At 60.9% G+C, this 25,667-nt stretch carries 28 protein-coding genes; 7 read left to right on the top strand and 21 right to left on the bottom strand.

All coding sequences use genetic code 11. From position 1 onward, the window contains the following. Positions 1-65: 65 nt before the first annotated feature. The 15 genes from AC04SH_RS23310 to AC04SH_RS23240 form a co-directional block, all read right to left on the bottom strand. The gene (locus AC04SH_RS23310; protein ID WP_477231744.1) at positions 66-521 is read right to left on the bottom strand and encodes a potassium channel family protein; all 456 of its coding nucleotides are present in this window, start codon (positions 519-521) and stop codon (positions 66-68) included. After that, the gene (locus AC04SH_RS23305) at positions 518-1,624 is read right to left on the bottom strand and encodes an AI-2E family transporter (protein ID WP_477231745.1); all 1,107 of its coding nucleotides are present in this window, start codon (positions 1,622-1,624) and stop codon (positions 518-520) included. The genes AC04SH_RS23310 and AC04SH_RS23305 overlap by 4 nt, the downstream gene beginning before the upstream one ends. Before the next feature lie 82 nt (positions 1,625-1,706). After that, positions 1,707-2,033 carry a hypothetical protein gene (locus AC04SH_RS23300; RefSeq protein ID WP_488576823.1) on the bottom strand — a complete coding sequence of 109 codons (327 nt, stop codon included), beginning with the start codon at positions 2,031-2,033 and terminating at the stop codon, positions 1,707-1,709. A gap of 25 nt (positions 2,034-2,058) precedes the next feature. Then, a complete protein-coding gene (locus AC04SH_RS23295) occupies positions 2,059-2,718 on the bottom strand; it encodes a L,D-transpeptidase (protein WP_488576822.1) in 660 nt (219 codons plus the stop codon). A gap of 68 nt (positions 2,719-2,786) precedes the next feature. Next, complete coding sequence (locus AC04SH_RS23290) at positions 2,787-3,755, bottom strand: ABC transporter substrate-binding protein (RefSeq protein WP_488576821.1); 969 nt, start codon at positions 3,753-3,755, stop codon at positions 2,787-2,789. A 344-nt stretch (positions 3,756-4,099) separates the two neighbouring features. Further along, the gene (locus tag AC04SH_RS23285; RefSeq protein ID WP_488576820.1) at positions 4,100-4,654 is read right to left on the bottom strand and encodes a hypothetical protein; all 555 of its coding nucleotides are present in this window, start codon (positions 4,652-4,654) and stop codon (positions 4,100-4,102) included. 78 nt (positions 4,655-4,732) lie between these two features. Further along, a complete protein-coding gene (locus AC04SH_RS23280; RefSeq protein ID WP_488576819.1) occupies positions 4,733-5,209 on the bottom strand; it encodes a hypothetical protein in 477 nt (158 codons plus the stop codon). 145 nt (positions 5,210-5,354) lie between these two features. Next, positions 5,355-7,289, bottom strand: coding sequence for a DUF3604 domain-containing protein (locus AC04SH_RS23275; protein ID WP_488576818.1), 1,935 nt, complete (start codon positions 7,287-7,289; stop codon positions 5,355-5,357). Further along, the gene (locus AC04SH_RS23270) at positions 7,286-8,071 is read right to left on the bottom strand and encodes a hypothetical protein (RefSeq protein ID WP_488576817.1); all 786 of its coding nucleotides are present in this window, start codon (positions 8,069-8,071) and stop codon (positions 7,286-7,288) included. The genes AC04SH_RS23275 and AC04SH_RS23270 overlap by 4 nt, the downstream gene beginning before the upstream one ends. Positions 8,072-8,080: 9 nt before the next feature. After that, the gene (locus tag AC04SH_RS23265; RefSeq protein ID WP_488576816.1) at positions 8,081-9,127 is read right to left on the bottom strand and encodes a HupE/UreJ family protein; all 1,047 of its coding nucleotides are present in this window, start codon (positions 9,125-9,127) and stop codon (positions 8,081-8,083) included. After that, on the bottom strand, positions 9,124-9,999 hold the full coding sequence (locus AC04SH_RS23260; RefSeq protein WP_488576815.1) for a peptidyl-prolyl cis-trans isomerase: 876 nt from the start codon (positions 9,997-9,999) through the stop codon (positions 9,124-9,126). The genes AC04SH_RS23265 and AC04SH_RS23260 overlap by 4 nt, the downstream gene beginning before the upstream one ends. Positions 10,000-10,194: 195 nt before the next feature. After that, positions 10,195-10,593: a hypothetical protein gene (locus tag AC04SH_RS23255; protein WP_488576814.1), complete on the bottom strand. Its 399-nt coding sequence runs from the start codon at positions 10,591-10,593 to the stop codon at positions 10,195-10,197. Positions 10,594-10,736: 143 nt separating this feature from the next. Then, on the bottom strand, positions 10,737-11,063 hold the full coding sequence (locus tag AC04SH_RS23250; RefSeq protein ID WP_488576813.1) for a hypothetical protein: 327 nt from the start codon (positions 11,061-11,063) through the stop codon (positions 10,737-10,739). A 39-nt stretch (positions 11,064-11,102) separates the two neighbouring features. Continuing rightward, complete coding sequence (locus AC04SH_RS23245; protein ID WP_488576812.1) at positions 11,103-11,903, bottom strand: hypothetical protein; 801 nt, start codon at positions 11,901-11,903, stop codon at positions 11,103-11,105. A 129-nt stretch (positions 11,904-12,032) separates the two neighbouring features. Further along, positions 12,033-12,338 (bottom strand): hypothetical protein, encoded by a 306-nt coding sequence (locus AC04SH_RS23240; RefSeq protein WP_477231759.1) that lies wholly within the window; start codon positions 12,336-12,338, stop codon positions 12,033-12,035. A gap of 123 nt (positions 12,339-12,461) precedes the next feature. On the opposite strand from AC04SH_RS23240, the gene AC04SH_RS23235 reads away from it, so the two are divergent. Beyond that, the gene (locus AC04SH_RS23235) at positions 12,462-14,174 is read left to right on the top strand and encodes a hypothetical protein (protein WP_488576811.1); all 1,713 of its coding nucleotides are present in this window, start codon (positions 12,462-12,464) and stop codon (positions 14,172-14,174) included. Between the two features lie 274 nt (positions 14,175-14,448). Next, entirely contained in the window at positions 14,449-14,910 is a 462-nt protein-coding gene (locus tag AC04SH_RS23230) for a hypothetical protein (protein WP_477231761.1), read from the top strand. Positions 14,911-15,063: 153 nt separating this feature from the next. On the opposite strand, the gene AC04SH_RS23225 is transcribed toward AC04SH_RS23230, so the two are convergent. The 3 genes from AC04SH_RS23225 to AC04SH_RS23215 form a co-directional block, all read right to left on the bottom strand. Continuing rightward, entirely contained in the window at positions 15,064-16,905 is a 1,842-nt protein-coding gene (locus tag AC04SH_RS23225; protein WP_488576810.1) for a mechanosensitive ion channel domain-containing protein, read from the bottom strand. 470 nt (positions 16,906-17,375) lie between these two features. Next, positions 17,376-17,543, bottom strand: a complete 168-nt coding sequence (locus tag AC04SH_RS23220) for a hypothetical protein (protein WP_488576809.1) — start codon at positions 17,541-17,543, stop codon at positions 17,376-17,378. A 49-nt stretch (positions 17,544-17,592) separates the two neighbouring features. After that, the gene (locus tag AC04SH_RS23215; RefSeq protein ID WP_488576808.1) at positions 17,593-17,736 is read right to left on the bottom strand and encodes a hypothetical protein; all 144 of its coding nucleotides are present in this window, start codon (positions 17,734-17,736) and stop codon (positions 17,593-17,595) included. Positions 17,737-18,124: 388 nt separating this feature from the next. Between AC04SH_RS23215 and AC04SH_RS23210 the strand changes: the two genes are divergently transcribed. The 4 genes from AC04SH_RS23210 to AC04SH_RS23195 all read left to right on the top strand — a co-directional run bounded on the left by AC04SH_RS23210 (position 18,125) and on the right by AC04SH_RS23195 (position 21,960). Beyond that, entirely contained in the window at positions 18,125-18,460 is a 336-nt protein-coding gene (locus tag AC04SH_RS23210; RefSeq protein ID WP_488576807.1) for a GcrA family cell cycle regulator, read from the top strand. A gap of 185 nt (positions 18,461-18,645) precedes the next feature. Continuing rightward, positions 18,646-18,897 (top strand): hypothetical protein, encoded by a 252-nt coding sequence (locus tag AC04SH_RS23205; RefSeq protein ID WP_477238539.1) that lies wholly within the window; start codon positions 18,646-18,648, stop codon positions 18,895-18,897. A gap of 1,212 nt (positions 18,898-20,109) precedes the next feature. Further along, complete coding sequence (locus tag AC04SH_RS23200; protein WP_488576806.1) at positions 20,110-20,433, top strand: helix-turn-helix domain-containing protein; 324 nt, start codon at positions 20,110-20,112, stop codon at positions 20,431-20,433. Between the two features lie 981 nt (positions 20,434-21,414). Beyond that, positions 21,415-21,960 carry a hypothetical protein gene (locus tag AC04SH_RS23195; protein WP_488576805.1) on the top strand — a complete coding sequence of 182 codons (546 nt, stop codon included), beginning with the start codon at positions 21,415-21,417 and terminating at the stop codon, positions 21,958-21,960. A gap of 13 nt (positions 21,961-21,973) precedes the next feature. On the opposite strand, the gene AC04SH_RS23190 is transcribed toward AC04SH_RS23195, so the two are convergent. The 3 genes from AC04SH_RS23190 to AC04SH_RS23180 form a co-directional block, all read right to left on the bottom strand. Next, positions 21,974-22,642, bottom strand: coding sequence for a DUF2161 domain-containing phosphodiesterase (locus AC04SH_RS23190; RefSeq protein ID WP_488576804.1), 669 nt, complete (start codon positions 22,640-22,642; stop codon positions 21,974-21,976). Positions 22,643-22,704: 62 nt separating this feature from the next. Next, complete coding sequence (locus AC04SH_RS23185; protein WP_488576803.1) at positions 22,705-23,946, bottom strand: ATP-binding protein; 1,242 nt, start codon at positions 23,944-23,946, stop codon at positions 22,705-22,707. Beyond that, a complete protein-coding gene (locus tag AC04SH_RS23180; RefSeq protein ID WP_488576802.1) occupies positions 23,943-24,668 on the bottom strand; it encodes a response regulator in 726 nt (241 codons plus the stop codon). Before AC04SH_RS23180 ends, AC04SH_RS23185 begins: the two co-directional genes overlap by 4 nt. Before the next feature lie 219 nt (positions 24,669-24,887). Between AC04SH_RS23180 and AC04SH_RS23175 the strand changes: the two genes are divergently transcribed. Beyond that, positions 24,888-25,571: a hypothetical protein gene (locus tag AC04SH_RS23175; RefSeq protein WP_488576801.1), complete on the top strand. Its 684-nt coding sequence runs from the start codon at positions 24,888-24,890 to the stop codon at positions 25,569-25,571. Positions 25,572-25,667: the final 96 nt, after the last annotated feature.

Below are 25,667 nucleotides of genomic sequence, written 5' to 3'. Positions count from 1 at the left end.
GGTTGGCGGCTTGTTCGATCTCTCCAAAGCCTCGGCCGCTGAAGCGCGTCCTCGGCAGGTAGACTTCAACCGGCATCCTTCGCGCGGGCCGGATGCGCCGCGGTCCACTTGGCCGTGGCATGCTGGACAGCGGCGATGAAGAGGGCAGTGGTAACCCCAAACATCATCAGCCCATTGGCGGCCTGAAGTGGCGCAAGTAGCCGCATGCGGCCGCTGAGAACCACGTCGCCATAACCAAGCGAGGTAAAGGTGACGCCCGAAAAATATACCGCCGTTTCAAAGTCCTCAAAAGCACCTAGCGACCTGTAGAGCAGCGCCCAGAACGCGACCTGCACGATGTTGCCGATCATGAGCACGATCATCAGTATCGAGAATTGCAGGAAGATCGACCTCCACGGCTTGGGACCCAGCGGTCGTTTGGTGGCCCAGGCGAAATAGCGCGCGGCCAGCATCGATGCCAGAGCCTGCAGTGCGAGGCATACCGACATAGCCAGCAAGCCAACTACAAGAACCGTGATCATGCCGCTGGATCCTCGATCCGTGCCCCGCCTTCGACCGTAGGCTGGCTAAGCCATTCATTGAGCAACACATAGCCGACGGCCAGCAGCACCGGGCCCACAAACAGGCCGAGCAGGCCGTCGACAAGCATGCCGCCGATGACACCAATCAGAATTACCGGCATCGGCGCTTCCAGTCCGCGACCGAGCATCAATGGCTTGAGGATATTGTCGCTGAGGCCGGCGAAAAAGGTCCAGACCGCAAAGATGATCGCCGGCGTGGTTGCTTCCGTCGAAAAGACATAAGCCATGACAGGCAGGGTCAGCAGCACCGCCGGCACCTGCACAATGGCCAGCAAAAGTGTTGCGAGAGTTAGAAGTCCGGCTCCCGGAACGCCAATAGCGAAGAATCCGATACCGACGAGCAGCGCCTGGATCACCGCCACGCCGACCACGCCGAGTGCCACGCCGCGGATCGTGGCGGCGGTCAGCGTAACCAGGTGAGCCCCGCGTGCCGTGCTGCCGGTGATACGTTCCAACAGGTGCTTGGCGAATTCGGCGGCACCCTTGCCGTAGGCGACGAGAACCGCCGCGATTGCGAATGAAAGGACAAACGATAATTCACCGGCGGCCAGGCCGCCGGCGAACGACATCAGCGATGTCGCAGGGCCGCTCAACATCTGGCCATATTTGGCAAGCGCCGCTGGCGTGTTGGTGGCGACGAGCGCCCAGGTTTCCGTCAGTTTCTGGCCGACCAGCGGAAGGTCGGCCAGCCATGGCGGCGGTGGCGGCACGGTCAGAGTGTGGTTCTGCAAGGCCGAGACAAGCGAAAATATGGAAGACCCGAGCGACGTCACCACTGCGACTATCGGCACCAGCATCACCACAACGCTGACCAACCCGATCAGCACCGCCGACCACCGATTACCAAGCCGGACGGCCAGGCGAAGGTGCAGCGGATTGAGCATCACCGCCAGGATGACCGACCAGAGCAGGATGCCGGCAAAAGGCAACACGATCCGGCTGCAGGCGTAGACCAGCAAGGCCAAAAGTCCGATTTTAAGTGCGGCATCGATCATGGTCGAGCGCGGAAGCGCGTGATCGGCGTTAGGCGCGTTCGGGTGCATTTATCTATGCCTCGTTGCCCAGTCATACATTGTCGCCAGTTCCCCGCCGCTGGAGCGACAGCTCGAGAATCCGAACGGCCGATCAGATGGGCTCAACGGATTTGACGGCGCCGTCCGTGTCCACGAGGCAGCTTGTCTTCTTGCCACCGGCATCCAACTCGACCTGATAAGTTTTGGAATCGATCTTGCTCGACGAGATCGGAAGTATCTTGGCGCTGTCGACGCCGCTCGACTTGGCGACCGCGTTGGCGCAAAGAAGCTGCAGATCCGCCGGGGCCGTCTCGACCTGCGTCCTCGACATCTGCTCCGGAGCAGGCGGTGGCGTGCTAACGCAAGCGCTCAAACTCTGCGCCGTGAATCCAAGAGCTACAACCAGGATCCAACTTTTCACTGCATGTTTTGCCGACATTGCTTGTCCCTCTCCGAATGCCGCTTCAAACGCCCTTGTAAAGGGCCGCCCCCTGCATGAGAACGATGACCTTGGCGCCGACGTTGACGCGGGCAGCGAAGTCGGTGATGTCGTCGTTCCGCATCCGGATACACCCTGATGACACGTCGAGTCCGATCGTCCAGGGCTCCGGTGTGCCGTGTATCCGGTAGATCGTGTCTTGATCGCCCTCGTAGAGATAGAGCGCCCTGGCGCCGAGCGGATTGTCGGGACCTCCCGGCATGCCTGCCGCGTATTTGGCCGCGTTCGGATCACGAGCGACCATTTCGGCCGGGGGCGTCCAGGTCGGCCATTCCGCCATGCGGCCGACGCGCACGATACCGGCCCATCCAAAGCCTTCTCGACCGACGCCGATGCCGTAGCGCATGGCCTGCTGACCTGACTGCACAAGGTAGAGAAAATGCTTGTTGCCATCGATGATGATCGTACCGGGCGCCTCCGCGGTTCGGAACTTGACCATCTGCGGGCGAAATGCCTCGGGCACCTCTTTATGGGCGGCGTAGTATTTTCGCGCTTTCTTCTTGTCGTAATCGACCCATTTATGCGTCTGCGGATCGAATACCTGCGTCTGAGCGGCATACGCCAACGTCGCGCCGATCGCGGTCATGACAAGCGCTGCGCCAAGAACAAGGCAGCGGCCAGCCATTCTGCTATTATTGCCTTTCGAAGTGATGGACCGGTTTGCGATCGAAGAGGTCATGGTCGTCCCTGTCTCTACTTCGACCAGGCGCTAAGCCGGTCTTGATGCTTTGCAACCCAAGCCTGCGCGAACTTGGCGGGATCTTGCCGATCGACCTGCAATGCGTAGCTCATCTCGGTGACCTCCTCCGGTGTGAAGTCGACATGGGAGAGGAAGGCCGCCACTTTCGGCAGGCGCTTCGCCGTCGATGACGCAAATCCGATGTAGAAATGCGATGCGTCCCACCCCACCGGCGCCTCCGATTTCGTAAGCCAGTCAGGATCGTCACTCGGCATCACGATGTGCCACTTGGCGGGATCGTGTTTCGGCTCGGTCAATTGGACGACATCATGGAGCTTGAACATGTGGTGCGGACTGTAGCAGTAGAAAGCCATCGGTTGCCCGGTTGCCGCGGCCGCATCGACTGCAGCCATTGCCATGTCTTCCGGCATTTGAAGGAGCGTCATCGTTTTTTCATAACCGTAGCTTTTGGCCCGGATCTTCTCGATGCTCGTCGACGACCAGCCCAGCGCGCCAATCCACATTTCGCCCTTGCCATCGCCGTCGGTATCGAACACGGCCGCTTTTTTGGGATCGGCCAGATCTGAGATGTCCCTGACACCATATTTGTCAGCCGTCTCGCGCGTCACGCAGATGCCCTGCGTCGCCGACACACCCTTGGGACTGAGGTCCACAGTCTTGCGCCCGTCGACGTATTTCTTGACAAGCGACTCGAGATTGGGAAGCCAGACTTCCGGATAGACGTCGACCTCCCCGGTATCCATTCCGGCGAATGCGGTCATGGATCCCATCTCGCGCACGTCGGCGTCGAGATTGAGTTTTTCCTTGATGCCGTACTTGATGATATTGGCGGCCGCCTGGCCAGAGGGCCAGTTCGGCATAGCAATGAGGAGGTCAGCCGCATGGGACCGGCCATGTACCGCCAGCATCGTCAGTGCCGCCAGCGACGCTTTCAGCAGATGCCGCCGAAATCGACTGTCCATTTTCTCCCTCCCTGCGGGACTGAGATGAACCGAGGCGGCAACGAGAGAGGACCCCCGATCTGCCACGGAACCGGCACACCGCCGCCGAGACCGTTTTTGACTCCCAGTCGGGGTTCCATCCCGTTAATTGGGTCGTGTTGTCCCAAGACTACCGGACCGAGCCGGCAGCGGAACGTAAGTTACGTGGAGGGAAGGGTAACTTTCTGACTGCGAGGTCGTTCGAAGTAAGGTCGACTCTCATCGCGGAAAGCCATTAAAGGCCGGACTCGCATCGGCGGCTTAATATTGAGCTGTGTCTATCACCCAGAAAACGGTCAAAGGCGCCCTGCCCGCTACGACGACAGCTAGTAACAGTTGCCGGAATCCGCCTCCCTGGGCGAGCATGGGCGATAGGACCTGTTTGAGTGATACCCATTGCCGTAATAGCGGTCGGCATAATACCGGTTGTGGTAATACGGATCGACATAATACCGATCTCCGTAGTAGGGATCGCCATAATACGGATCTCCGTAGTAGTCACCGCCTCGGTAATACCCGCTATAGTAGCCGTTGTTGTTGGCGATCACACTACCGAGCAACGCTCCGGCAACAAAAGCGCCGCCGGGGGCCCAGAAGTCATTGTGCCGGTGGTGGTGGCGATAGCCCCTGTACCAGCCATCCCGAACTTGGATGACATCGGACTGCGCGCCTTGTGCCCTGGGCACGAAGACCGGGGCGGCATCAACTGGAACAGTGCTCATAAGTGCAAACGTTGCGACGAGGGCGGTCGCTATGCCTGATAGGAACCTCATGATCGCGTCCTCGCTGGTGGCAATATTTACCGTATGCGAAACGTCGTCATTAACCGGATGAAACGTCGTCGGTCCAAGATTGTTCCAGACACCTGGAAATTGTCTCAAGCCGCTCCCAAACTTTGACGGGCAGACAAGCCCGCCATCGATCGGCACCTTGTCGCGGCCGGATTTAGCCAGCCTGAATTATCTGGTGCGGCCAGGCGCGGAGGAATGGTGTTCCCCTGCCCTGCCCAACCGTTCTATTTCGAGCGAATAGCAAAACAGGCTGAACAGAACCAGCAGGACTTCCAGCAGCTTGACTGCTCCTTGAATGAAAGAAGGGAATTGATCGAGTTCCGGCACGTGGCGGAAAAAGAAAACCGAAAACAAAGCGCCTCCGAAAAAGAAGCTGACACGGCTGGCAAACAGGAACAGGTGTCTCACCAAGGCATTGCGGAACGGGGCCGGGATCGCAACCCAGCGAAACCTGACCCAGTAGCAGGCCTGCAGAACGAGCGCACCACAAGCCACCGCGGCCTGCTCGTAGGGGCTGATATCCTGTGGTTCTCCCAATTGGGTGATCACTTGCCGGAAGATCGGGAAAATCGTCAAATATAAGAACGTTGCCGCAGCAGTCTCAACGACCATCAACATAATGTAGCAGACGTTATTGTTCTTCACTGCTTGGCGCCCTTGGAGCAGTTGCAGCAGCCAGACACAATCATAGCCAAGCTCGCCCCGCCTAGTTCGTTGGCGGGGCCGACAAAGGCTCTGAACCAGCGTCGTTGACAGGCGGCGCGCGATCCGCCTGCCAATCAGCGCTTCCTTAGCCGGCTGGGGTATACCAGATCGGCGATGTGTAGGCTCGTTCCTGTGTTGTCATGGTCACATCAGGCGACATCTTGATGCCAAAGTATTTCGCATCATAGGCGGGCCAGCGCGGCGTCGGGATCTCAATGACGCGGCCATAGTAGAAAGCCCGCTGGGACGGATCGAAATCGGGGTCCTTCCACACGGCGCTAAGTTCTGGCGCTCCGATCGTGTTGGTCCATGTGGCATTGGCTACGTCGACCGTGTCGCCAACCGGCGGAAGCTTGCCGTCCGTGCCCGGCTTGCGGTCGCCGGACCAGGCGACGTCATAGACCTGTTCATGCACCTCGCCGGCGGCGTCCAGCCAACCTTTGACGATCTGATAGCGGTCGAGATTGGCGCCGATCGGATCCTTCAATGCCGCAACCAAAAAGGTCGGCACCTTGCCTGCGGGCGCCTGTTTGAGGTCGCCGCCCATCGGCACGCCCTTGGTGTAACCGGCGATAGCCGGGCTGCGGGTATTGGCGTCGGCTTCGACGAAATCGAAGCCGCCGAAGAACCGAACCGCCATCCGCGGCCCGGTCGTGGCATAGGTCTCGCGCCGCTTCATGGCGTCGAAGATCGATGCGCGTGTGTTCTCCTGCGCCCAGACCGCGGCATAGCCCGATGCAGTCGTCTCCCAGCCCAGGATCTTGAGCCCGAGCTTGGGGTTCGCCATGAAGGGGTGCGACCAGCGTTCCGGGCTCGGTTCGCCGGTCGAGATCTTGCCGAAGAAATTGTCGTCGTCGGCGGTGGAGAGGCCCGTGTGCGAATCCGTGCTTCCGACGAGGCCGAACTTGTAGGGATTGACCCCCAGTTTGGCTTCCAGCTTCAGCCCGTTCTTCAGCGCCGAGCGCGTGTACTCGAACTCCAGCATGTCCGGCGTCTTCTTCACGCTGAGGTCAAGATTGCCCTTGTCCCATTTCTCGAAATTGGCGAATTCGTCATTGGGAGAGAGAAAGGGGTGGCTCTCACCGTCGCCCTTCATCTGGGTGGTCTCGTAAAGCACTTCCCAGCGGGCGCGCTGCTCGGCGTATTCGCGATCGATCTCCTTGCCGGTGACCGGCTCGATGATCGGGAACATCTCGCCATTGCTCAGATTGCCATTGTGGGCGATGGCAAGCACGTCGCCGCCGGTCTTGTCCTGATAGTTCTTCAGCCATTTCCACAGGTCACGCGGGTTGTTGCTGCCGACGGGCGGTTGCGTCGTGTATGGCTCGATGAGACCGGCCTTTTCGGCACCATCGCGGAAGATGACATTGCGGTGGAGATTGTTGCCCTTGGACAGCGACGTCCATTCGTAGCCGATGAAAGCGGTGAAGTGCCCCGGATCGTTGGCTTCTTCGGCTGCCGAGATAATGCTCTGCCACACCGACCGATAGGCGGGATTGCCCGGTTGGTAGATGATATCGGGCGGAAATTTGCCTTGCGAAAAGGTCATCACGATGGACCACGCCGCTTCCCCACCGTGCCCCGATTGTATCATGTCATACCATTCACGGGCTTGCGCGTTCTGCAGGATCTCCGGCTTTCCGGCCATAAAGTCGGTGAACCATCCCATATTGTCGGAGTGATCCGCGACGACCAGGAAGTCGAGCGGACGCGACAGCCTGGCCGGCTGTCCTGTCGAGGAAATGACCTCCTCGCCTTTCGCAAATTTGTAGGCCTCGCGCGGCCCCAGCCTGGCTCCGGCCGCCCCGGCGTCGAAGGACAAGGCTGTGTGCAAATGCGTGTCACCAAACAGCGGCCGCGTCGGGAAATTGCGTCCGGCATAAGGTGAGTAGGGCCGGGCTTTGATGGCTTGCCCCGCTTCCTCCTCGGTATAGGTGCCGGCATCCTGCGCCCGCGCCTCCGCGCCTACACAGACTGTAAGCAATACAAGACTTGTGATCGTCAGCGGTTTCCGGATCATTGTCTCTCTCCCTGATGGAATGAAATCTCAGCGTGGTCGGGTGTGCATGCGAGTTCGGCCGGCGCGATACCAACCGGGTGCGATTGCATCGAGGCGAAATGGGGGGAGCCGGCCGCCGCGCTTGCCAGCGAGAAGGCCGGTCTCTGTGGTGTTCCGACAGCACTGTCGCTTGCACCGACGTCCGAATAGCTGAGCAGGAATTGGGCGATCTGCGGCGCCGGCCCATAGAGACGCACCACGCCGCGCCCGACAGCCTGACCGAAGGTCAACCGCCGCGCCGCGATTTCGGCTATCACGGCTTCGCCGGCAACGAGGACGAGATCGCCGGGATGCGCCCCCGAGACATGAACCGTTGTGCGCAAGCCATCAGGGCCCTGATCGAAGCGCGTCCACAGCATCGGCTCAACGACGACCAGGGAAACCGACGGTTGGGAGGGGCCTGGCGATGCTACCCGGAGCATCTCGCCGAATTGCTCCAGCGCCGTCGCCGTCAGCTTAAATCTGTGTCCGAATAGATCTGGTCCGGTTTGATCGAAGTTCGCCTGCGGCAGCCGTCCCGCCGCCACCTCCCTCGATATCGCGCCGATGACGTAGAGTGAATCCGGATAGAGCCAGTTCAGGAAACCCTGCGAAACCGTTTGCGGACTGTCATAGCCGCAAGCGCGTCCTTCGGACGCTGGGGCGGCGGCCGTCAAAGACGCGGCAAGTGCCACCATGGTAGCGCGTGCAAGTTTCCGGCCCCTCAGGAGGCGCTGGCGCGGCAGTTTCGTGCCTGGTCCCATTTGCTCCTCCTACGAGAACATCGCGTCCAGCCGTTGGATGCTCCAGAATGCCGCGATGACCCCAATGGTGTAGGCCGAGGCGACGATCGCCTGCCGCGGGATCGCGACGATCCGGCTGACCATATAGACGGCGCTCAGGATGACCGCGATGAAGGCAAGCTGTCCGAGCTCGACGCCAACATTAAAGGCGAGCAGCGCCAGCGGAATGTCGCTATGCGGCAGCCCAAGCTCGACAAGCGCCCCTGCAAACCCGAAGCCGTGCAGGAGGCCGAAGGCGAAGGCCACAATCCACGGCTTGGCGATGGCCAGGCTGAGCTGCCCGCGCTCCATCCGCACCACCTCGGCAGCGACCATGACGATGCTTATGGCGATCATCGCTTCCACCGGCCGCGACGGCAGCGTCAACCATCCAAGGGTGGCGCAGCTCAAGGTGATCGAATGAGCCGCTGTGAAGGCGGTGATCGCTTTCACCAGCTTGCGCCAATCGCGCACGATCAGCATCAGCCCGGTGACGAACAGCAGGTGGTCGAAGCCGAAGGCGATGTGCTCGATGCCGTGACGGACATAGGTGATGAACACCGCCCAGGCGCTCTGCGACGCCGGAATGACTGCCGACGGTTCGCTGGGGGTGAGCCGCGCTGTCCAACTGTTGCCGTTCGCGAACACCACGTGGACCAGCGCGTCGGTCATGGTGTGCTGCAACCCGTCGATCACGACATTCTGGCCGGCGAGCGGCTCCATGGTGCGCATGCGCCAGGTCTGCACCATCGCATCGCCGGTCGGATGCGAAACGATCGGCGTCACCTTCTCGATCTTGCCGGAGAACAGAGCCGACAGCGCCAAGCGCGCGTCGCCCTGCATCGGCGTCTTGAGCAACACGCTGAATTCATTCGGCGCATCTTCCTGGACGCTCAGGTAGGCCGGACGCACCTCATGCGCGGAGGCAACGAGCGGCACCAGCACGGCGGTACAAGCGGTCAGCACAGCCAGCCGAACGCAATCCATCGCGGCCCGGACGACCGGCACTAGGGCAGGCCATTTGGCGAGCGGGTTCATTGCGCGGCCACCTTCGGTGTGGCCTCTTGCCCGAGCAGCGCTTTTGCACTGTCATCCATCGAGGCGTTATATTTGTTGCGCAGCTCGAGCAGGTAATCTCGGCTGAGTTCGACCTGTTTCGAAGCGCGCCACTCGGAGAGCACGGCAGCCCTTATGGTCTCGAAGGGCTTCGGCGCAGTCGCAGTGCGCTGCGTGACGAGCACCAGGTGAAAGCCATAGCCCGACTTAACCGGACCACGCCATCCACCCGGTTCGAGTGCAAACATCTCGCGGGCAAAATCGGCGCCGAACATTCCGGACAACGCCTGTTCGTCAGTGTCGGCGAAGCTGTCGCCGAACAGCAGCCGGTCGCCCTCGATCGAGTCGTCCTCGACATTCGCTGATAGCGCACCCAGTGCGGCGGTCGCGTCCGCCGCGGCATCCTTGCGATGCTCCGGATTGAAGTACACCTGCCGAAACGTGAGTTTTCCGGGCGTCTCGAAGTGTGCAGGGTTAGCGGCATAGAACCGCCGCAGTTCCGCTTCGGTTGGCCCGGCCAATTGGGCCGTATCCTCGACAAGGAATTTCAGCTTTTGCGCCAGGCGGCGGCGGATGATGGTGTCGTCCTTCTCGAGGCCCATCTCCTGCGCTTCGCGCGCCATCACCTTCTCATTCAGCAGATCGTCGACAAGACCCTTGAGCTCATCGGCGGTTGGCTCGCGCAGCCACTGGCTCGACCAGGTCTGCTTGAGCCAGCGCACGTCGCCTTCGCCGAGGCTGATCTGTTCGTTGGCTGTTGCTTCGACATGCCTGTCGTTCAGCCAGGAATAGCCACCAAACAGGATCGCGCCGACGACGGCAAAGTGCAGCAGAGGCTCCCTGAGCAACGTCATACGCTTTCCTCCGCTCTGGCTGCGGCAGCATCTCGCATCTCGACGAGCACTTCCTGCACTTCTTCATGGATAGTAGACCCCAAAGAGCTGGCGCTGGAATGTAAGTTACGTGGGGTGAGCATGTAATCGCGCTACTGGACCGTCGTCGTTGCGGGCGCGAACGCGTAGATGTACCGGGCGCGGCATCTTGCGGACCTAGCGGAGTTTCGCTCGGAAGCCCCGTAAAAGCAGACCACCCCAGACGGCCAGAAATGCGTGAAATGCAACCGTGGGCCAAAGCATGACGCCCGTCATCTTTAGGACTGCTGCCGCGTAGACGAGGAGAATCGATACGGCTGTGTTGTAAATCAGAATGCCGAAAAGCAATCCGTACAGCGAATGACTTGCCTGGTCTTTCCTTGCCATCCAGCTTGCGACACCTATGGCAAGCAGCGCAGCGCCCGCAATGCGGCCGACGAAAATTGCTTCACCGGTGGCGCCTTCCAACCCAAGCAGGAGAACAAATGGAACGGAAGGCAGCAGAAGAAGACCGAGACCTGTCGCCGCTTCGACCGCCGCAACTACGATCAAGAATAGCTTTTGTGTCGCGTTCATCTGTTGACCTCGTCCATAGCAGGACCCGCCGATTGGTCCTGGCAGCATCCGAGCGCACGACCCGCGATCAGTCGTTGCTTGGGCGATCGTGTCGCCGCCGACCTGCTGTCGGTCAGGTCAGGCCGGCGGCCATTCGCGCCCGATCAGTTGACGTGGACGACCACGTACTTCGAGCCCGAGTGCTGATAATATTTTCCGCCGCAATGCCAGACGACCGTCCCATTGACGGACGTTTTGGCGCAACCGGCAGGAAGCCTGGCTACGTACACGCTTGTTCTGCGGATGGTTCGCCGGGTCGTGCGCCTGGCGACGCCGGCTGCGCTTGTGGCCGTGAGAGGGCGGCCAACGCGGGCCAGCGCTTCGGATGATATCGATCCCTGAGTCATCAGGGAAACCGGATCAATCTGCACGAAGGCAGCTAAAGCCACGGCCACGACGGCGCAGTTGCGGAATGTAAGTTTCGTTGTCATCGCTTCCTCCCTTTGTTGTTCATTGACGCAAATTTAATCCTAGAAACGCATGACCAATCCCAAGATTGGTCCCTGCTGGACGACATCGAAGACGAAGCCGTCGTTTCGGTAGTTGACCCCGAGCGCGCGGTAGCCGGCGACCGCCGAAAAGCGTTCGTTGAACCGGTACCCCAGTGCGGCGGCGACATCCCAGTCGACATTGGCGCCACCTCCACCAACCATGCCCCAGCCCGTCAGATAGATTTCGGGCGTGAGCGAGTAATTCGCGCGAACGCCAACCAGCCCGTCGACCCAGGTTGCCCCGTCGCTGCGCGACACGCCGTCGAGGATACCGCCGTGGAAGTCGAGATCCGTATTGACCGACCAGACCCTCATCGCGCCGACGAGATCGAGACGTCCGGCGTCGCTCTGGACAATCGAATAGCCCGCTCCGACCAATCCTGAAAACGTTTCGGAACTGACATCGACATTGGTGGCGAAGATGCCCCGCGGAGTACCGCTCCCCGTCGACACCTTTACATACATGAGGTCGCCGAAGATGCTGTACCGGTCGTGGCGCGCCTCCCCGATCGCCATCGCCGCAAAGTCGAGATTCTTCAGAATGTCGCCGAAATTCGCGTCGACGTCGACAGGGGGCAGACCGAACTGCGCCACTTCCCCTGACATTCCAGCCGCCCAGAAATACGGCGCAGCGGAGAACGTCCATCCTTGTTCGGTCACCACCGGCTTCAGGTCTGGTGTCACTGGTGAGACCGCATCCGCGGCTCCAGCGGGATGGGTAAGCCAAAGAACGGAAAGAACGGCACAACCCAGGGCTTGTGTCCGATGGAAAGTCATCATGTCAGGGCCCCCCTTCTGAGTTCGACCACCATATGCGGATTTATTGCTCCGGGAAACGGGAGTGTAATGGCGGTGCGAAACGCGTCCATTGGCTGTTTCCCGCGCTGTCGGCCCGGCACCCATGGCTGTTCACTGCGGCCATGGGTTGATACCCGATTTCCGGGCGGCGTCGGTGTTCAGCACTGCCGCCCCTACCTCTCCTACCAAGCGATCCACCAGTTCCTGCCATTCGGCTCGTCTGGCTTCGCGCAATGCCGGCGGGGCCTCGTCGACCTTCGAAAGCGCAAACTCCGCATCGGCGAGTTCCTCGCAGATGTCGCGAAAGCTCTCGCTCCGGTCCATCAGACGATGGATCGTCAGTTCAAACTGGGGGTATCGGCGTACCGCCGCCGAAACCGCTCGGTGCCTGTGAGACGATCCGTCTTTTGTGCTCATGACGCCAGTTCATCGACCTGACGCAATCGTATTGCAAAGAGACGGCAGTAGAAGGTAAGTTACGTGGATAAGCATGTAACCGCACAACAACAAGAACGCGGTTGCGAGGGATCGAGGGAGGACATGGCGATCCAGGCGGAAACGCCCGCACCGGGGGTGCATGAGCTCCCCGTCAAGGCTTGTCGCGCCCAACTTGCCCTTATCCTCGACAGTATCGATTTCGATGCCACAGGCCGCGAGCGGCGTTTCCTCAGCCATGTGGTGGAAGAAGCATTGTCGGGACGAGGCGACCGCATCAAGGCCTATTCCATCGCAGTCGAAGTGTTTGGTCGCGGCGAGGCGTTTGACCCGCAAACGGATCCGATCGTTCGCATCGAGGCTGGCCACCTCAGGCGTGCGCTCGAGCGCTACTATCTGACGGCCGGACACACAGACCCGATCCTGATCACGATTCCAAAGGGGGGTTACGTTCCTGCCTTCTCGCTTCGTTCACCATCTGCACTAGAAGCGCCCCCATTGTCGGTTATTTCGCAAAAGCCAACCCAATCTCCAGCACGGCGGATGCCGCTGCTGCTGACCGCCTTGGGTGCTGCAGCGTTTCTCGTGGTCGCGGCGTTGGTGCTGGTGTGGTCATGGACATCCGTCAGGCCGGGCGCGCCGGTAATACCCCGTGTGCTTGTGGAGAAGTTTGACGATCTGACCGGGACTCAGAGTGGGTCGGCGATCGCCATCGGATTGAAGCAGGAAATTGTCGTCCAGCTTTCCAAGTTCAAGGACATCGCGGTCATGGAAACGCCCGCAAACGGCGGGGAGGCATCGCTACCGCGATTTGTTCTTTCAGGAAGCGTCAACCTTGCCCCAGACGCATTCTGGCTCCGGATGCGGCTGGTCAACCGGGCAGATGGTTCGATTCTCTGGTCTGAAAGTTACAATGGTGGATTGAGGGTGGCTGACCTCGTCAAGGCCCAGGCCGATATTGCGAGCAAGGTGGCGACCAGCCTGGCCCAGGCTTACGGCGTCATCTTCCAGGCAGATGCCAAGCTCCACGTCAGCAATCCCCCCGACGATTGGGCCGCTTATTCCTGCACGCTTTCCTTCTACGAATACAAGACCACCCTCGATCCAATAACGCGAGCATCGGTACGTACCTGCCTGGAGAAGACAGTGGACCACTTCCCAGACTACGCCACAGCCTGGGGGCTTCTTTCGTTGATTTACATAGATGATTACCGGTTCGAGATTCCAGCCGATCCAGCCTCGTCGGCGGCAGCCCTCGAGTTCGGCTTGGCTGCGGCAAGGAAGGCTGTGGAAGCCGACCCTCTCAATGTCCGCGGACGGCAAGCAGAAATGCTTGGGCTTTATTTCAGCAAGGAAATCGATGCTGCATTGAGCGTTGGCAAACAGGCTTTGGCCATCAACCCGAACGACACCAATTTTATGGGCGAATACGGAGAGCGCCTGGCGCTCTCCGGCAATTGGCATGAGGGTTGCGCGTTGCTTAATGAAGCGCGTGAAAGGAATCCCGGCGCCCTGCGCACCTTTGAGGCGGACCTGGCCCTTTGCTCCTATTTCAGCGGCGACTATCAGCGGGCAGCAATGTGGCTGAAAAGATCCGCGGTTCCTTCAAATCCGCTCTACCATTTGATTGCCGCTGCGGTTTTCGGTGAAGCGGGAAACAAAATCGAGGCCGATCGAGAGCGTGACTGGCTTGTCCAGAATGCACCGAATTTGGTGAAGACCGTGCGCCAGCAAGTCTCGATGCGTTTGGCCCGTTCGCAAGATGTCGAATTCGTCATCCGTTCGCTGAAGAAAGCAGGCTTCGACGTGGCGGACTGAGAGCAATTCTGTGAGGTTGGCGACCGCCCCTCCTTGGCGGCGGGTTACTTCGTCCCGCGGCCCTTCTGCTTCGAAACGCGACCCGACTACAGTCACGGTCGCATCAGAGCGTGCGGTCAATCCTTCGCTGCCCCGTAAGCTGGCGACCTTTTCGGCACTGGGAGCCGGTGGCCCCAAGGTATTTACCGTTAGTTACGTGGCGCCTCAAAACGGAAGGTGCGAAGGTAATGCGGAGATTCGCACACTCGGCTAGGGTGTTTTGGAAGGGGGTGTCATGGCTGACAAAATCCACGGTTTTCTGCCGGCCACGGCCGAAATGCCGACTGACCGGCAGCGGCTGATCCTCCGCTATACCTTCGGAGTCTTGATCGACCTAGTGGTCCTAAACCTGTTCGATGAGTTTTCGGACAGCGTCACGGTTGCTTCCTTCAGCGTGTCGTTGCTTGCAGCCATCCTGTTGCAGGCCCTTCTGAAGGGGACGATTGCCATCGAGCATCAGGTCGCCGTGTTCTTCCAGGCAAGGCAAGGTGCCTTCATGAAGTTCATGCGATACTTCGGCGCATGGGTGGTGCTGTTCCTGTCCAAGTTCGTGATTCTGGAGGCGATTACCTTCGTGTTCGGGGATAGGGTCCGCTTCGAAGGCATGCTGCACGGCGTGGTGCCGCTGATTATCGTGGTCGTCGTCATGCTCATCGCCGAGGAAGCGATCGTCCGGTTCGTCAGATGGATCCGTTGAAGGCTTACGCAAGTATCAGCCCACGTGGGCTGGTCCAGCTCTCGTCGCGATCGCGCCAGTTCCAACACGCCTAGCCACGCAACATTGAAGGTCCAGACACGCGCGACGGGATCAGCATTGATCAGCACGTCGTAGCCGTGATTGTCCGAATGCTCAGGCTCCGGGATTGGATGTCAGCGGCTTTGGGACGGCCTTGATGCCGTTTTCCTGAAACGCCTGGTGCACGGCGAGCAAAACGGCGCGGCGGATCATGAAGTTTCTGCCCGCTTTCGCCTTGAATTTGGCCCGGATGACCAGCGTGCCATCCTCAACCTCGGCAATTCCCTGGCTCTTGAACGGCTCGAGCAGATCTCCGGCAAGTTCCGGGTTGGCCGAAATATCCTGGCCGATCTTCTTGAAAATCTTGCGAACTTTCTCGACATCGGTGTTGAATGCAACGCGAAAGGTCAGTTTCTCGATCATCCAGTCGCGGCTGAAATTCTGGATCTTGCCAATCTCGCCATAGGGGATTGTCGCCAAGGCACCGCGCTGATGGCGCAGGGAAACCGACCGGACCGAGATCTTTTCTACGGTCCCCTTGGCGCCTGACGTTTCGATGTATTCGCCGAAGCGGAATGCATCGTCGATCAGGAAAAACAGCCCGGAGACCAGGTCCTTCACCAGCGTCTGCGAGCCGAAGCCGATGGCCAGCCCGAACACGCTCATGCCGGCGATCAGCGGCCAGACATTGATCCCGATCGACACCAGGATCGAGAGCAGCGCCAAGGCAAGAATGCTCGATTTGCCGACCGCGCTGAGCAGCGGCACCAGCGTGCCCAGCCGTGAACGCGGCGCACCTAGCGCCTCCTCGTCACCACCTAGGGCGGGCAACTCCGCGCGCAAGGCGCGAGCCGTCCCTGTGCCGACCACGTTCCAAAGAAACGCCGCCCCCAACGTGATCAGCGCCACACCGGATGCACCCTTGGCGATCTCTCGCAGATCTATGCCGAACCCGGCAGCCAGCGGTGTCGCCCATAGCGTTGCCAGCATGGCAACAATGATAGCCACGACGGTGAAACGGGCGGTCTGTCGCCCTGCCGCTGCCAAGATCGAGATGTCAGGTGACTCCAAACCGCGCTGCGCCCAGTTCCCGATCATTGCGTCGAGATGCGGCGCGGCGAGAAACATCAACGCGGTCAGCATAACGGCCGACCCACGAAGCGATGCTCCCAGGGTCAGCGCGGCCTGAGTGCTGAGAAAGGTGACTATCACGAACACGATCACGATTGCCGGCCACATTTTGGCGAGACGGGTGCGCCAGCGGCCTCTGGGACGCGGACCGGCGACGGCGGCTGCCATTGTGCGTCTGTGCCGCCATACCGCCCACGCAAACAGAAGGTAGATTGGAATTCCCAAGCCTGTTCGCAGCAGGTCCCCCAAGGCCGGTCCGACGCTCCAGAGCCGCAACGTCCCGAGTAGCGTAACGCCAACGAGCGCCAAACCAATAGCAAGCGAGAGGTCGCGCACGAGCGCCGCCAGATGGACGGAGCGCTCCGCGAACTCGCTTCGCCGCGATGCCATCAACAGTGATCTGACGGCGGCGAGGATGATGAAGCCCAGCACGGTCGCCACTGTCCAAAGGCGAAGGGTTTGCAGAGGCATCCCAGAACCGGCCAGCAGCCACGCAGCAATAAAACCGATCACCAGCGCCACCACAGCAGCCGCCAAGCCCGCGACGAATCTGCGCCATGCACTGCTTGTGGCACTCGCCTGCTTGAACCGCCGAGCGAGCAGGATGAACACGCCCGCGACGAGCGCAACAACCAACACAATCTGGAACAGGAGCACAAGGAGAGACGTTCCCTCGGCCGCGAGCGAGGCCCTCAGGGTATCAAGCTCGACCGGGACGCCGCTTAAAGCGGCAAACCGCGCGAACAGTCCGGAGACGAATCGCTCGGCGAGCTGTTCGAAGCCCGAAATCAAGGTAGTAACGTCCGGTTCCGTCGTCGTGTCCATATTCCCCCCCTTCAGCGCCTCGGAAGCCAGTTCCGGCAATCACTCGTCGGCCGCTGTCTTGCCATCCAGCGCCCGACCGTCGAACAATTCAAGCTTTTTTGCCAGGCACTTTGCCCTGCGCGGGATCACAGTAAACGGCGTGATCCACTCCTGAACACCTTAAGAACTATTCCGTGCGCACAACCTCGATCTGAAGTTCGCTGTCTGCGGAGTCCGCTTAGGTGGGAGGCGAAGAATCGTGAATGGCCGATTAAAGGCGCAAAGCCGACGTTAGAGAGCTTGAGGGGCGGGCAGGCACCTCCGCCAATGGCGGTCAAGCATTCGGCTATGCCTGCGGAACAAAAGAGCTCAACAGCACGCATATCAAATAGCCTTTCTAAATTTTCCTGACACTATTTCGATGCTACGCAGCAGCGCTCCCCGCTACGGTGGGGGTATAGGGAAGTACCTTGGAATTTCATAAGCCATGATCATCTGACGTCGCGGCGGACGGTGTCGAAGCTTGGAATTTCCCCGTCGCAAAGCTCAATGATGTTCGCCACGGAAAGCCAAGGGTCGATCCGGGGCCGCCGTATCAGCTTGTCACCGTATTTGCTGCGATGTTTCAGGTAATGATCGGCATCGGCGCGAAATGACAACGCAAAGCTTCGAACTGATTTGCACTTTCGGCGTAATGCGGAGAGGCTTTCAGGTCTTTGCCTCGACCAACTTGCGTGCCGCGCCAACAGCCTGCTGGAAGGAGAGGCAGGACACACCGTCCGCGTCCATCGCATCGTCGGCTGTGGCAACGGTGTCTTGTCGGTACTTGCCGTCGACGTACCAGCGCACCACCCATCGCCCTCCACGCGGCGCCACGCGATAGCCCAAATGCACGGTCGGGTCGATTGATCGCCAGCAATGCCAGACTCCAATTTCGCGCGGGCCGCCTTGGTAGTGACCGCTGATTCCTCAAGTGTTCTCGGCATAGCTTCCCCACAACTCGTCTAATATCCGTCTAATATCAGCCCGTGTAGACCGGTGGAGGTCAATGGAGAGATACCAGATCTTTCAATGACTTGACTATGATCTGATGTCTGCGGACCCGAAATGCATCTCCGCGTCGGTGAGTCTCCGCACCAAGGTAGGCTTCGCGAAGCAGCGCAGGTGTGGCCTTAAGTCGCAAACTGTTGGCTTCAAAAGCAGAGGCGTCGGGCTTCATTGACGGTGCGACCAGCACCATATGGTGATCCAAAGCCCTCCAAAACGAGAGAAGCTCGCCCGACAGGCCGCACTGCGGCTGTCAGCCAGCAATGGTTATGAACTAAGGAACCTGAAAACCATCATGCCTGAAAATACCAGACTAACTTCGAGAGACATTCCCCTCATTCAGCTCGGTCTCCATCAGTGCCGCTTCCCGGTGAGCGAAGATCCGTCAGTACCTGGCGGCTACCGCTTTTGTGCCGGGCCAACTTCGCCGGATCGAGTCTACTGCGATCACCACCATAACATTGTGACCGCCGTGGACCCTCGTCGAGCCCGTTCGGGTCTCCATATCCCCCAACGGCGCGCCGCTTAGGCTACGAGGCCCACAAGCAACACGCCGGCACCGGCGCGCGTCAGATCCCGGTAGCTTGTCCAATGGACAACCGCAGGACATCGCTGGGGGTGGAAACGTGCTGTTAACGTCGTTCGCGGGAGATGGTATATCGGCGTCTGTTTGCAAGTGTAAGTTCCATTCGCTCTCAGCCGTGGAGGTCGGGAATGAACTTGCTGCGAATAGCGCTTTTATGCGCGGCCATGATCGGCCTGGCAGACGTGGTGTCCGTTCGCGCCGAAGATCAGCCTGTTTCGCCGAACGCCGCAGCGGTACCAGAGCAGCCGCCGGTTCATTGCGAGGGGCAAAATTGCTTGCCGCCAGCCGAGGACCACGTCGAGGAGTGCAAGGGGCAAGATTGCACGCCGGTGCCCTCGACCGACCAAGCGCCTGCTCCCGAGGTCGAACAAGTCAACTAAGCAGCATCGGCCGGTATCCTCCCAGCGAAACCGGCGACGATTATGAGGTCCAGTATTTCGCCAAGAAGGTCGGGATCACGCATCAGCTAGATAGTGCCAGTCCGTATGATCCATTCCAGCAAGTTGGAATCTACGTCATCGCTATCCGTATAGTCTCGGATCAACAGGGCAGCCTCATCACGCCATCGGTCCTCTGGGATGTTCTTTTCGATGACGCATTTTACGAAGGCGCCGCGCAAGACATTGCAGTCGGAAGCCGATATTCTTGGCTGGGTCATGATGCCCACCTCTAATCCCGGGGCGAAAGCGCAACGAACTCCAAGCACCGATGTCCATACATCGCCGGTGACCTTGGGGGATTTAATGCGCTCAGAGGTGGCTTCAACCAGGACTCACTGTACATCCTTAACCAATCGTTGCCGATCGTTCGGAGAGCGCTAATTTCCGTGGACGGTTCCCGTGTTCCGCGGTGGCCGGCGCGGATTTCACTGTTCTCACCGGCCAATATCGCGTCGGCCATTTTCTGGCTCGATAAGCATCGCCCAAATGAACGATTCCACCAACCGGCCTGGCCCCCGGGCCGGTCAGGCCCGACGTTCAACCCGCCACCCTAAAGCACTGTCGGGCCGCTTGAACTCTCACCGTGCAGACAGGTTCATGCTTCGCTTTTTTTGTTCAAAAAGTGTGAGCTTGTCCGGATAGCCAAGCCTTATCCTCGCGTCGCATTGGTCGCAGTTGAAGCTCGATATAACCTTGAACCACGAGCCCTTTTTCAGCATTACATGGGAACAGTTGGGGCACTCAAATTCCAGGTACTCGTCCTTCAACTCATTCGAAATTGGCATTAAGCCACCTCCCCAATACAACGACGCGAATGACACTGCCGAACGTAGCGCCTGAGCAAACGTTCCGCGTTCCGACGTCAGGCCCATTGCACATGGGACCTAGGTCCGATCACGTGTCTCGGGCGCGATCGGCGATTTTTTGACCGACTTGATGACCCTTGCATTCGTCACCGAAGTCTTTGGCAATCACCTCGCAGATGCGGCTCGCGAACTCGCTCGGCGAAGGCTCTCAAAAGTCAGGCTGCTGACTAAGACCTGACGGGCGGGCTTAATGTCTCATTGTCTGGTTCGGCTCCGTGGCTGTCTCTTATGTAAGCGAGATGGAACATTCGCTGTCAGCCGCTGTTCTTTGCCAGGAGGAACGGTCATGGCCGACGACATTAGGAACCACGGCGTCAGCCAGCAGGACGGCAGAGGCGAAAGCGCTTCGACCCTGGTGATGACACCAGAGCAGTCGCGGGCGGCACGGGCGCTATTGAACTGGTCTCAGGTGCGGCTCGCTTCCAAGAGCGGTTTGAGCGAAGGGACAATACGCGACTTTGAAAACGGGCGGAGGATTCCGCGTCCCACGAAGCTCGCCGCCCTACTTCATGCGTTTGAGGTGGCTGGTGTAGTATTCACCGCTGCGGGGCCGTCACGAACTAACTTCTCTGGAGGGGAGTCGGGTGTGATCGGCTCCAATGAGATGTAGCGCTACGCTAAGCTGGATCCAAGAAAATCAGGGCGGGTTAACGACTAGCCGCCTTCGCCACCGCGCGTTCACCCTTGCCCAGCACCGTGTGCGACCCATGCGTGATGCCCACGATCTCGGACCCGCTGAACCAAGTCGAGACGTTCAATTTCGGAAAATGCAGCACGCGAGCCGCCCACCAGACCTTTTCAATGTCGTGGTCGCCTAGCCCCTTCGCCCATGGCGCCAATCTCCTCGGGCTTCCGCGATCACACCATAGGCTAACGCGATCCCGGCAGTTCACAATACATCTACAAGCGGTCGATTCCTTACGGATGTAGCCGCTCCCATCAGAGGTCCGTCGCGTGGGGGCACGCGGCGGACTGCTGGTGGTCCATCCGGCCGACGGTGGGTTGTTCAGCCTTCCCTCACGTAAAGGAACGTCTCCTGCACGGTTCGGGAACGGAAGGAGCCCATTCTACAACACGTTATATCGGCGTATGATCCCTTGCCAGCCGGCACCCTCTCGCCGGTTAGGCCCGGTGGTCAAAACCCCCAAGCCCCCCGCCTTGACCCCTGGGCCGCTACTAGCCCCACCAGCGAGTGTTTCCGCGGGCCGCCATCCTACGCCGGCGAAGAGCCTCGCGCGTCCTGGCGCCCGCCTGTGGCCAGCGCCGACGCTGCGCAGCCAGTCCACCAACCAGTCGGGCGCTCGTTGTGGATGAGTGAAGCGTCGAGCAGGTCGGCGGCCGTGCGCAGCATGCTGGCCACGTCTTTCGTCGCGACAGGCGACAGAAAGTCCCTGACGATCGGCAAACTCTCGCAGCCTTCCGGAGGCGCATCGGCGTAGGGGCTGGAGTAAAGCGCGGCATTCCAGTCCGTGATGCATCCATCATCCGAATGGCAACGCCGTCTTTACCGGCGGATGTCAGGATCCAGCCGTCATTGTGCCTTCATCGATGATGGCGGATTGTGGCAGGCGCGACGGGTGGGATCGGCAGGATGCTGGCTTGGGAGACATCGCATACGGACCGGTGGCAGGCCGGCGGCTGGAATGGTCTGCAAGCCTGCTTTGCCTTCCTCGCCTTGACGGCGGCCTTGGTACAGCCGGCAGAGGCAGGCGACCGTATCTCGCATGTGCTTGATCGCACCAGCACAGCCTCGACCTATGCGGCCGAGTCGGACCTTGTAACTGCCTACACGTCGGGCATGGCGCGCAGCCGCCTGAACCTTGCCGGGCGCACCGGTGAGACCAAGCTGGCGGTCCCGATCGAGCCATGGTCGTTGCGTGCGGAATTCCGGGCGCGGACATGGCGCGCGGCGGATGGCAGCCTGCTGCAGGGTTTTGCAGGAAAAGGCAGTTTTCGGCTGACGGTCGGAAACTGCGTTGCCCGCATCTGTACCGCCAGCGAATGCAGCGACGCCGGCGCGCCGGTTTACAGCTGCAGCGACGGGCGCAAGCGCAAGATGTCGGTGAAAGATCTTGTGACGGCAAATTTCGATGGCGTCGCCTACCGGCGGCTGAGCGCCTTGCCATCCGAGGACTGACGCCGGCAGCCACTCACCCCTGGTCGTGCGCCACTTGCGGCCAGCGCTGGAGGGCGGCATGACCGACTTCGGTCAGCGCATAGACCCCACGCTCGGCCCTGGCGAACCATCCATAGACATTGTCCAAAAGGATGCTGGCCGCGCGTGGCGAAATCGTTTTCAGATCACGCGGCCGCTTCGGGCCATCAGTCATGGCTGCGGCGCAGGCCAGCGCATCCTGCCGGTAGGCGGTCATGATCGGCGCGCGCGAACCGCCGCCGACCACCGGATCGCCGCGCCGGCGCCGGTGTTCCTCCATCAGCCGCGAGCGCCGCTTCGGGTCGCGGCGCGGCGGCAAGGCGGCCGGGCTGAGCAGCAATTCGACCTCGCCCTTGCTGCTGACAGCCAGAAGCCCGAAGCCGAGCCGCCGACAGAGCGTGCGAAAACGACGGTCATGCTCGCGGCCCTTGCCGCGCGCCGACATGCGTGCCGCCAACCATACCTCGTCGCAAGCGGCGGCGCGATCGACGCCTTGCAGGACAAGTTCCAGGTTGAACTGCAGTTTCAGTTCGCAAATGACCAGCACCGGCGGCTCGCCATCGCGCACCCCCACGATATCGCAATTGCCGATTTCGCCCTTGACCGTGAATTCCAGGCTCTCGAGAAACCGCTTCACCGGGACGTAGAGAGACGTTTCCTGCATGGCGCAGGCATAGCCGATTCGGACCGTGCCGGCACCGGGATCGCCGAGGGCCTGGCCGCGCGCTAAACCGCCTCAAACCCAACCGTCTGCAAAAGCCCGCCGCCGGGCAGGTTTTCCAGCGTGATGGTTCCGCCATAGCGTTCGATGATTTCCTTTGCGATGGCCAAGCCCAGACCGGCGCCGGGGATGGATTGCCAGCGGGCAGGGTTGACGCGGAAGAATGGTTCGAACGCCTTGTTCAGCAATTCCGGCGGGATGCCGGGGCCATGGTCGGCGATTGCCAAGGCGGCGCGGCCGTCGGAAGCGGTGAGCGAGACGCTGCAGCCCTTGCCGTGCGTGGCGGCGTTGACGATCAGATTGCGCAAGGCCCGGCGCAGGCCGAGCGCCCCTGCCCGCACCGAAACCTTGTCCAGACGGTCGGTCGACACCTGATGTCCAAGCGACCGCATCTCGGCGGCGATGTCGCGCACCAGCCTTTCCAGGTCGACCGGTTCGACCGCGTCCTGGTTGACCTCCTCGCGCACCAGCCGGATCGCGCTATCGGCGATGCGGTCGAGCTCGTCGAGGTCGTGCAGCCATTTATCGCGGTCGTCGTCGAGGAATTCGGCGCGCAGCCGCATGCGCGTCATCGGCGTTCTTAGATCATGGCCGGCGGCGGCGACCAGCCGCATGCGGCTTTCCATCGCCGTCTTCAGCCGGGCGGAGAGCTGGTTCAGCGCATGCGCGGTCGCCTTGACCTCGGCCGAGCCCACTTCCGGCACCGACGCCAGCACGCCGTCCGAGCCGATCTTGGAGACAGCGGCCTCCAGCATTTCCAGCGGTCGGATCAACACGGAAGTGAAATAGACGGACACCGCCGTGGCGCCGGCCACGATCAGCGAGATCCAGCCGGCCAGAACCAGCCATTCGCGCCTTGGCGCCTTGACATGAGGCACCTCCATGATCGCCCAGCGGCCGTCGGGCATTTGCACCGATGCAATTTGTCCAGGTTCGTCCGCCTTGTCGCTGACGATGGCCCGGAGGTCGAAGCCTCGGCGGCGCAGTATGTCGTTGAGCATCGCCGTTTCAGCACGGGCGACCTTGCCGCCGGCGGGATGATCGGTGAGCTGCACGTTCAGCACATCAGGGACAGGGCCGGGCTGCAGCCGCACCACGAGTTCCATCTGCTGCGCAATCCAGGGCACGGTCAGTTCCGGCGGCGGCCCGCCGCCGCGTACGCTGATCACGGCGGCGGTGGCCAGGCCAACCACGCCGACGATCGAAGCGACCAGCAACAAAATGAGCCGCCGGCGCAGCGAGTTCATATCTCGGCCTCCACGGCCTCGACGCGCGCGGTCAACTGGTAGCCGCCATTGCGCACTGTCTTGAACAAGGGCCCCTCGCCAGTCTCCCCGAACTTGCGGCGCAGCCGGCTCATCAAAACGTCGACCGAGCGATCAAGCGGTTCGCGCTCGCGCCCTTGTGTGAGATCGAGCAACTGGTCGCGCGACAACAGCCGGCCTGGCCGGTCGAGAAACACCTGCAACAGATCGAATTCAGCGCCGGTCAGATCGACGGGAGCGCCTTCGGCGTCGGTCACTTTGCGGATGTCGGGCTCCAGCGTGTAGCTGGCAAAGCGATAGATGCGCGCGCGTGGTGCGGCAAACTCCTCCGGCGCCGCCCGCCGCAGCACGGCGCGGATGCGGGCGGAGAGTTCGCGCGGGTTGAACGGCTTGCCGATATAGTCGTCTGCGCCGAGTTCCAGGCCGATGATGCGGTCGACATCCTCTTTCAGCGCCGTCAGCAGGATGATCGGGATATGCGGTTTGCGGTCGCGCAAGCCCCGGCAGATATCGAGCCCCGAGCCATCGGGCAGCATGACGTCGAGCACGATCAGGTCGAACTGGCCGGCGCCGAGCTTCTGCTCGCATTCGCGCCGGTCCGCCGCCATCGACACGCGGAAGCCCTGGCCGTCGAGATAGCGCCCGAGAAGCGTCCTGATCTCGCGGTCGTCGTCGACGACGAGGATGTGGGGTTGCGATTGCATTGCCTGCGATGTGCCCTTTGCCGATTTACCGCGCCGATTATAGGCAAGGCGCCGGCGCACAGCAGATAAAATTGCAACTGAATGTTGCCAGCAATCCGCCAGAAACATTCCGAAACAAATCTCCCTTTGCTGGAAACCTTCGGCAACACACCGAAGCAAAGCGGAAAAAAAGGCCCCCTATCCTGCTGCCATCCGATGCATGTGGGAAAGGATTACGTCATGCAAAGCAGACTTTTGGCGCTCGGCTTGTTCTCCGCGGTCGCCATTCATCCAGCCCTTGCGCAGCAGGCCGATTTTATCGCGCCGCCCGGCGAGCAACCGCAAATCTTGACGTTGCAGGACGACCCGGACCAGGGTCCCCCGGATCAAGGTCCCTGGCCGCACCGGCCGGCATGGCACGGACCGGAGGGCTTCGGTCCGCATCGCATGGGTCCGCCGCCGCAATTCAGGCTCGCAGCTCGGCTTGCCGCGCTTGAAACCCGCATCGGTGTGCGCAGCGAACAGCTCGATGCCTGGCGCGACTACACCAGCGCGCTGCAGGCGGTGCTGGCGCCGCCCGGTCCCGACCATGGCCCCGGTGGTTCCGGCAATCGTGGTCCTGGAGCCGCGGATGGGTCCGGCGGCAAAGCCGACCAAGGTCCGCGCGATCCCTTCACCTTCCAGGAAAGGCTGGCCGACGATGTTACTGAGCGCGCGGTCGCAGCCACCAAATTGAAGGACGCCATTTCAGCCCTTCGCACCAAACTGACGCCCGAACAGCTTGAAATCCTTGCCTCGGCGGAGCCTCACGGCCCACCCCCCGGTCCCTGGGGCCATCCGCCGGAAGCAGCCGGTCCAGGAGGTCTGCCTGGCCATGACAGACACGCTCCCAATGCCCTACCCCGGACTGACGAGCAACTCTGACCGGCTGCGCCGGCCGGCCCGCTGACACCCGGTCTCGGGCCGGCCGGTTCTCTCTCCGAAAATGGTCGCCAGTTCCGGCCGCCATCAAGCAACGAA

The organism is Mesorhizobium sp. CNPSo 4688, from assembly GCF_057784295.1.
This window is presented reverse-complemented; position numbering and strand designations above follow the sequence as displayed.

Coding starts and splice junctions, on each gene's coding strand:
- AC04SH_RS23310 (WP_477231744.1), bottom strand. CDS start 521: ATGATCACGGTTCTTGTAGTTGGCTTGCTGGCTATGTCGGTATGCCTC.
- AC04SH_RS23305 (WP_477231745.1), bottom strand. CDS start 1,624: ATGCACCCGAACGCGCCTAACGCCGATCACGCGCTTCCGCGCTCGACC.
- AC04SH_RS23300 (WP_488576823.1), bottom strand. CDS start 2,033: ATGTCGGCAAAACATGCAGTGAAAAGTTGGATCCTGGTTGTAGCTCTT.
- AC04SH_RS23295 (WP_488576822.1), bottom strand. CDS start 2,718: ATGGCTGGCCGCTGCCTTGTTCTTGGCGCAGCGCTTGTCATGACCGCG.
- AC04SH_RS23290 (WP_488576821.1), bottom strand. CDS start 3,755: ATGGACAGTCGATTTCGGCGGCATCTGCTGAAAGCGTCGCTGGCGGCA.
- AC04SH_RS23275 (WP_488576818.1), bottom strand. CDS start 7,289: ATGATCCGGAAACCGCTGACGATCACAAGTCTTGTATTGCTTACAGTC.
- AC04SH_RS23270 (WP_488576817.1), bottom strand. CDS start 8,071: ATGGGACCAGGCACGAAACTGCCGCGCCAGCGCCTCCTGAGGGGCCGG.
- AC04SH_RS23265 (WP_488576816.1), bottom strand. CDS start 9,127: ATGAACCCGCTCGCCAAATGGCCTGCCCTAGTGCCGGTCGTCCGGGCC.
- AC04SH_RS23260 (WP_488576815.1), bottom strand. CDS start 9,999: ATGACGTTGCTCAGGGAGCCTCTGCTGCACTTTGCCGTCGTCGGCGCG.
- AC04SH_RS23255 (WP_488576814.1), bottom strand. CDS start 10,593: ATGAACGCGACACAAAAGCTATTCTTGATCGTAGTTGCGGCGGTCGAA.
- AC04SH_RS23250 (WP_488576813.1), bottom strand. CDS start 11,063: ATGACAACGAAACTTACATTCCGCAACTGCGCCGTCGTGGCCGTGGCT.
- AC04SH_RS23245 (WP_488576812.1), bottom strand. CDS start 11,903: ATGATGACTTTCCATCGGACACAAGCCCTGGGTTGTGCCGTTCTTTCC.
- AC04SH_RS23240 (WP_477231759.1), bottom strand. CDS start 12,338: ATGAGCACAAAAGACGGATCGTCTCACAGGCACCGAGCGGTTTCGGCG.
- AC04SH_RS23235 (WP_488576811.1), top strand. CDS start 12,462: ATGGCGATCCAGGCGGAAACGCCCGCACCGGGGGTGCATGAGCTCCCC.
- AC04SH_RS23230 (WP_477231761.1), top strand. CDS start 14,449: ATGGCTGACAAAATCCACGGTTTTCTGCCGGCCACGGCCGAAATGCCG.
- AC04SH_RS23225 (WP_488576810.1), bottom strand. CDS start 16,905: ATGGACACGACGACGGAACCGGACGTTACTACCTTGATTTCGGGCTTC.
- AC04SH_RS23210 (WP_488576807.1), top strand. CDS start 18,125: ATGGTGATCCAAAGCCCTCCAAAACGAGAGAAGCTCGCCCGACAGGCC.
- AC04SH_RS23205 (WP_477238539.1), top strand. CDS start 18,646: ATGAACTTGCTGCGAATAGCGCTTTTATGCGCGGCCATGATCGGCCTG.
- AC04SH_RS23200 (WP_488576806.1), top strand. CDS start 20,110: ATGGCCGACGACATTAGGAACCACGGCGTCAGCCAGCAGGACGGCAGA.
- AC04SH_RS23195 (WP_488576805.1), top strand. CDS start 21,415: ATGCTGGCTTGGGAGACATCGCATACGGACCGGTGGCAGGCCGGCGGC.
- AC04SH_RS23190 (WP_488576804.1), bottom strand. CDS start 22,642: ATGCAGGAAACGTCTCTCTACGTCCCGGTGAAGCGGTTTCTCGAGAGC.
- AC04SH_RS23185 (WP_488576803.1), bottom strand. CDS start 23,946: ATGAACTCGCTGCGCCGGCGGCTCATTTTGTTGCTGGTCGCTTCGATC.
- AC04SH_RS23180 (WP_488576802.1), bottom strand. CDS start 24,668: ATGCAATCGCAACCCCACATCCTCGTCGTCGACGACGACCGCGAGATC.
- AC04SH_RS23175 (WP_488576801.1), top strand. CDS start 24,888: ATGCAAAGCAGACTTTTGGCGCTCGGCTTGTTCTCCGCGGTCGCCATT.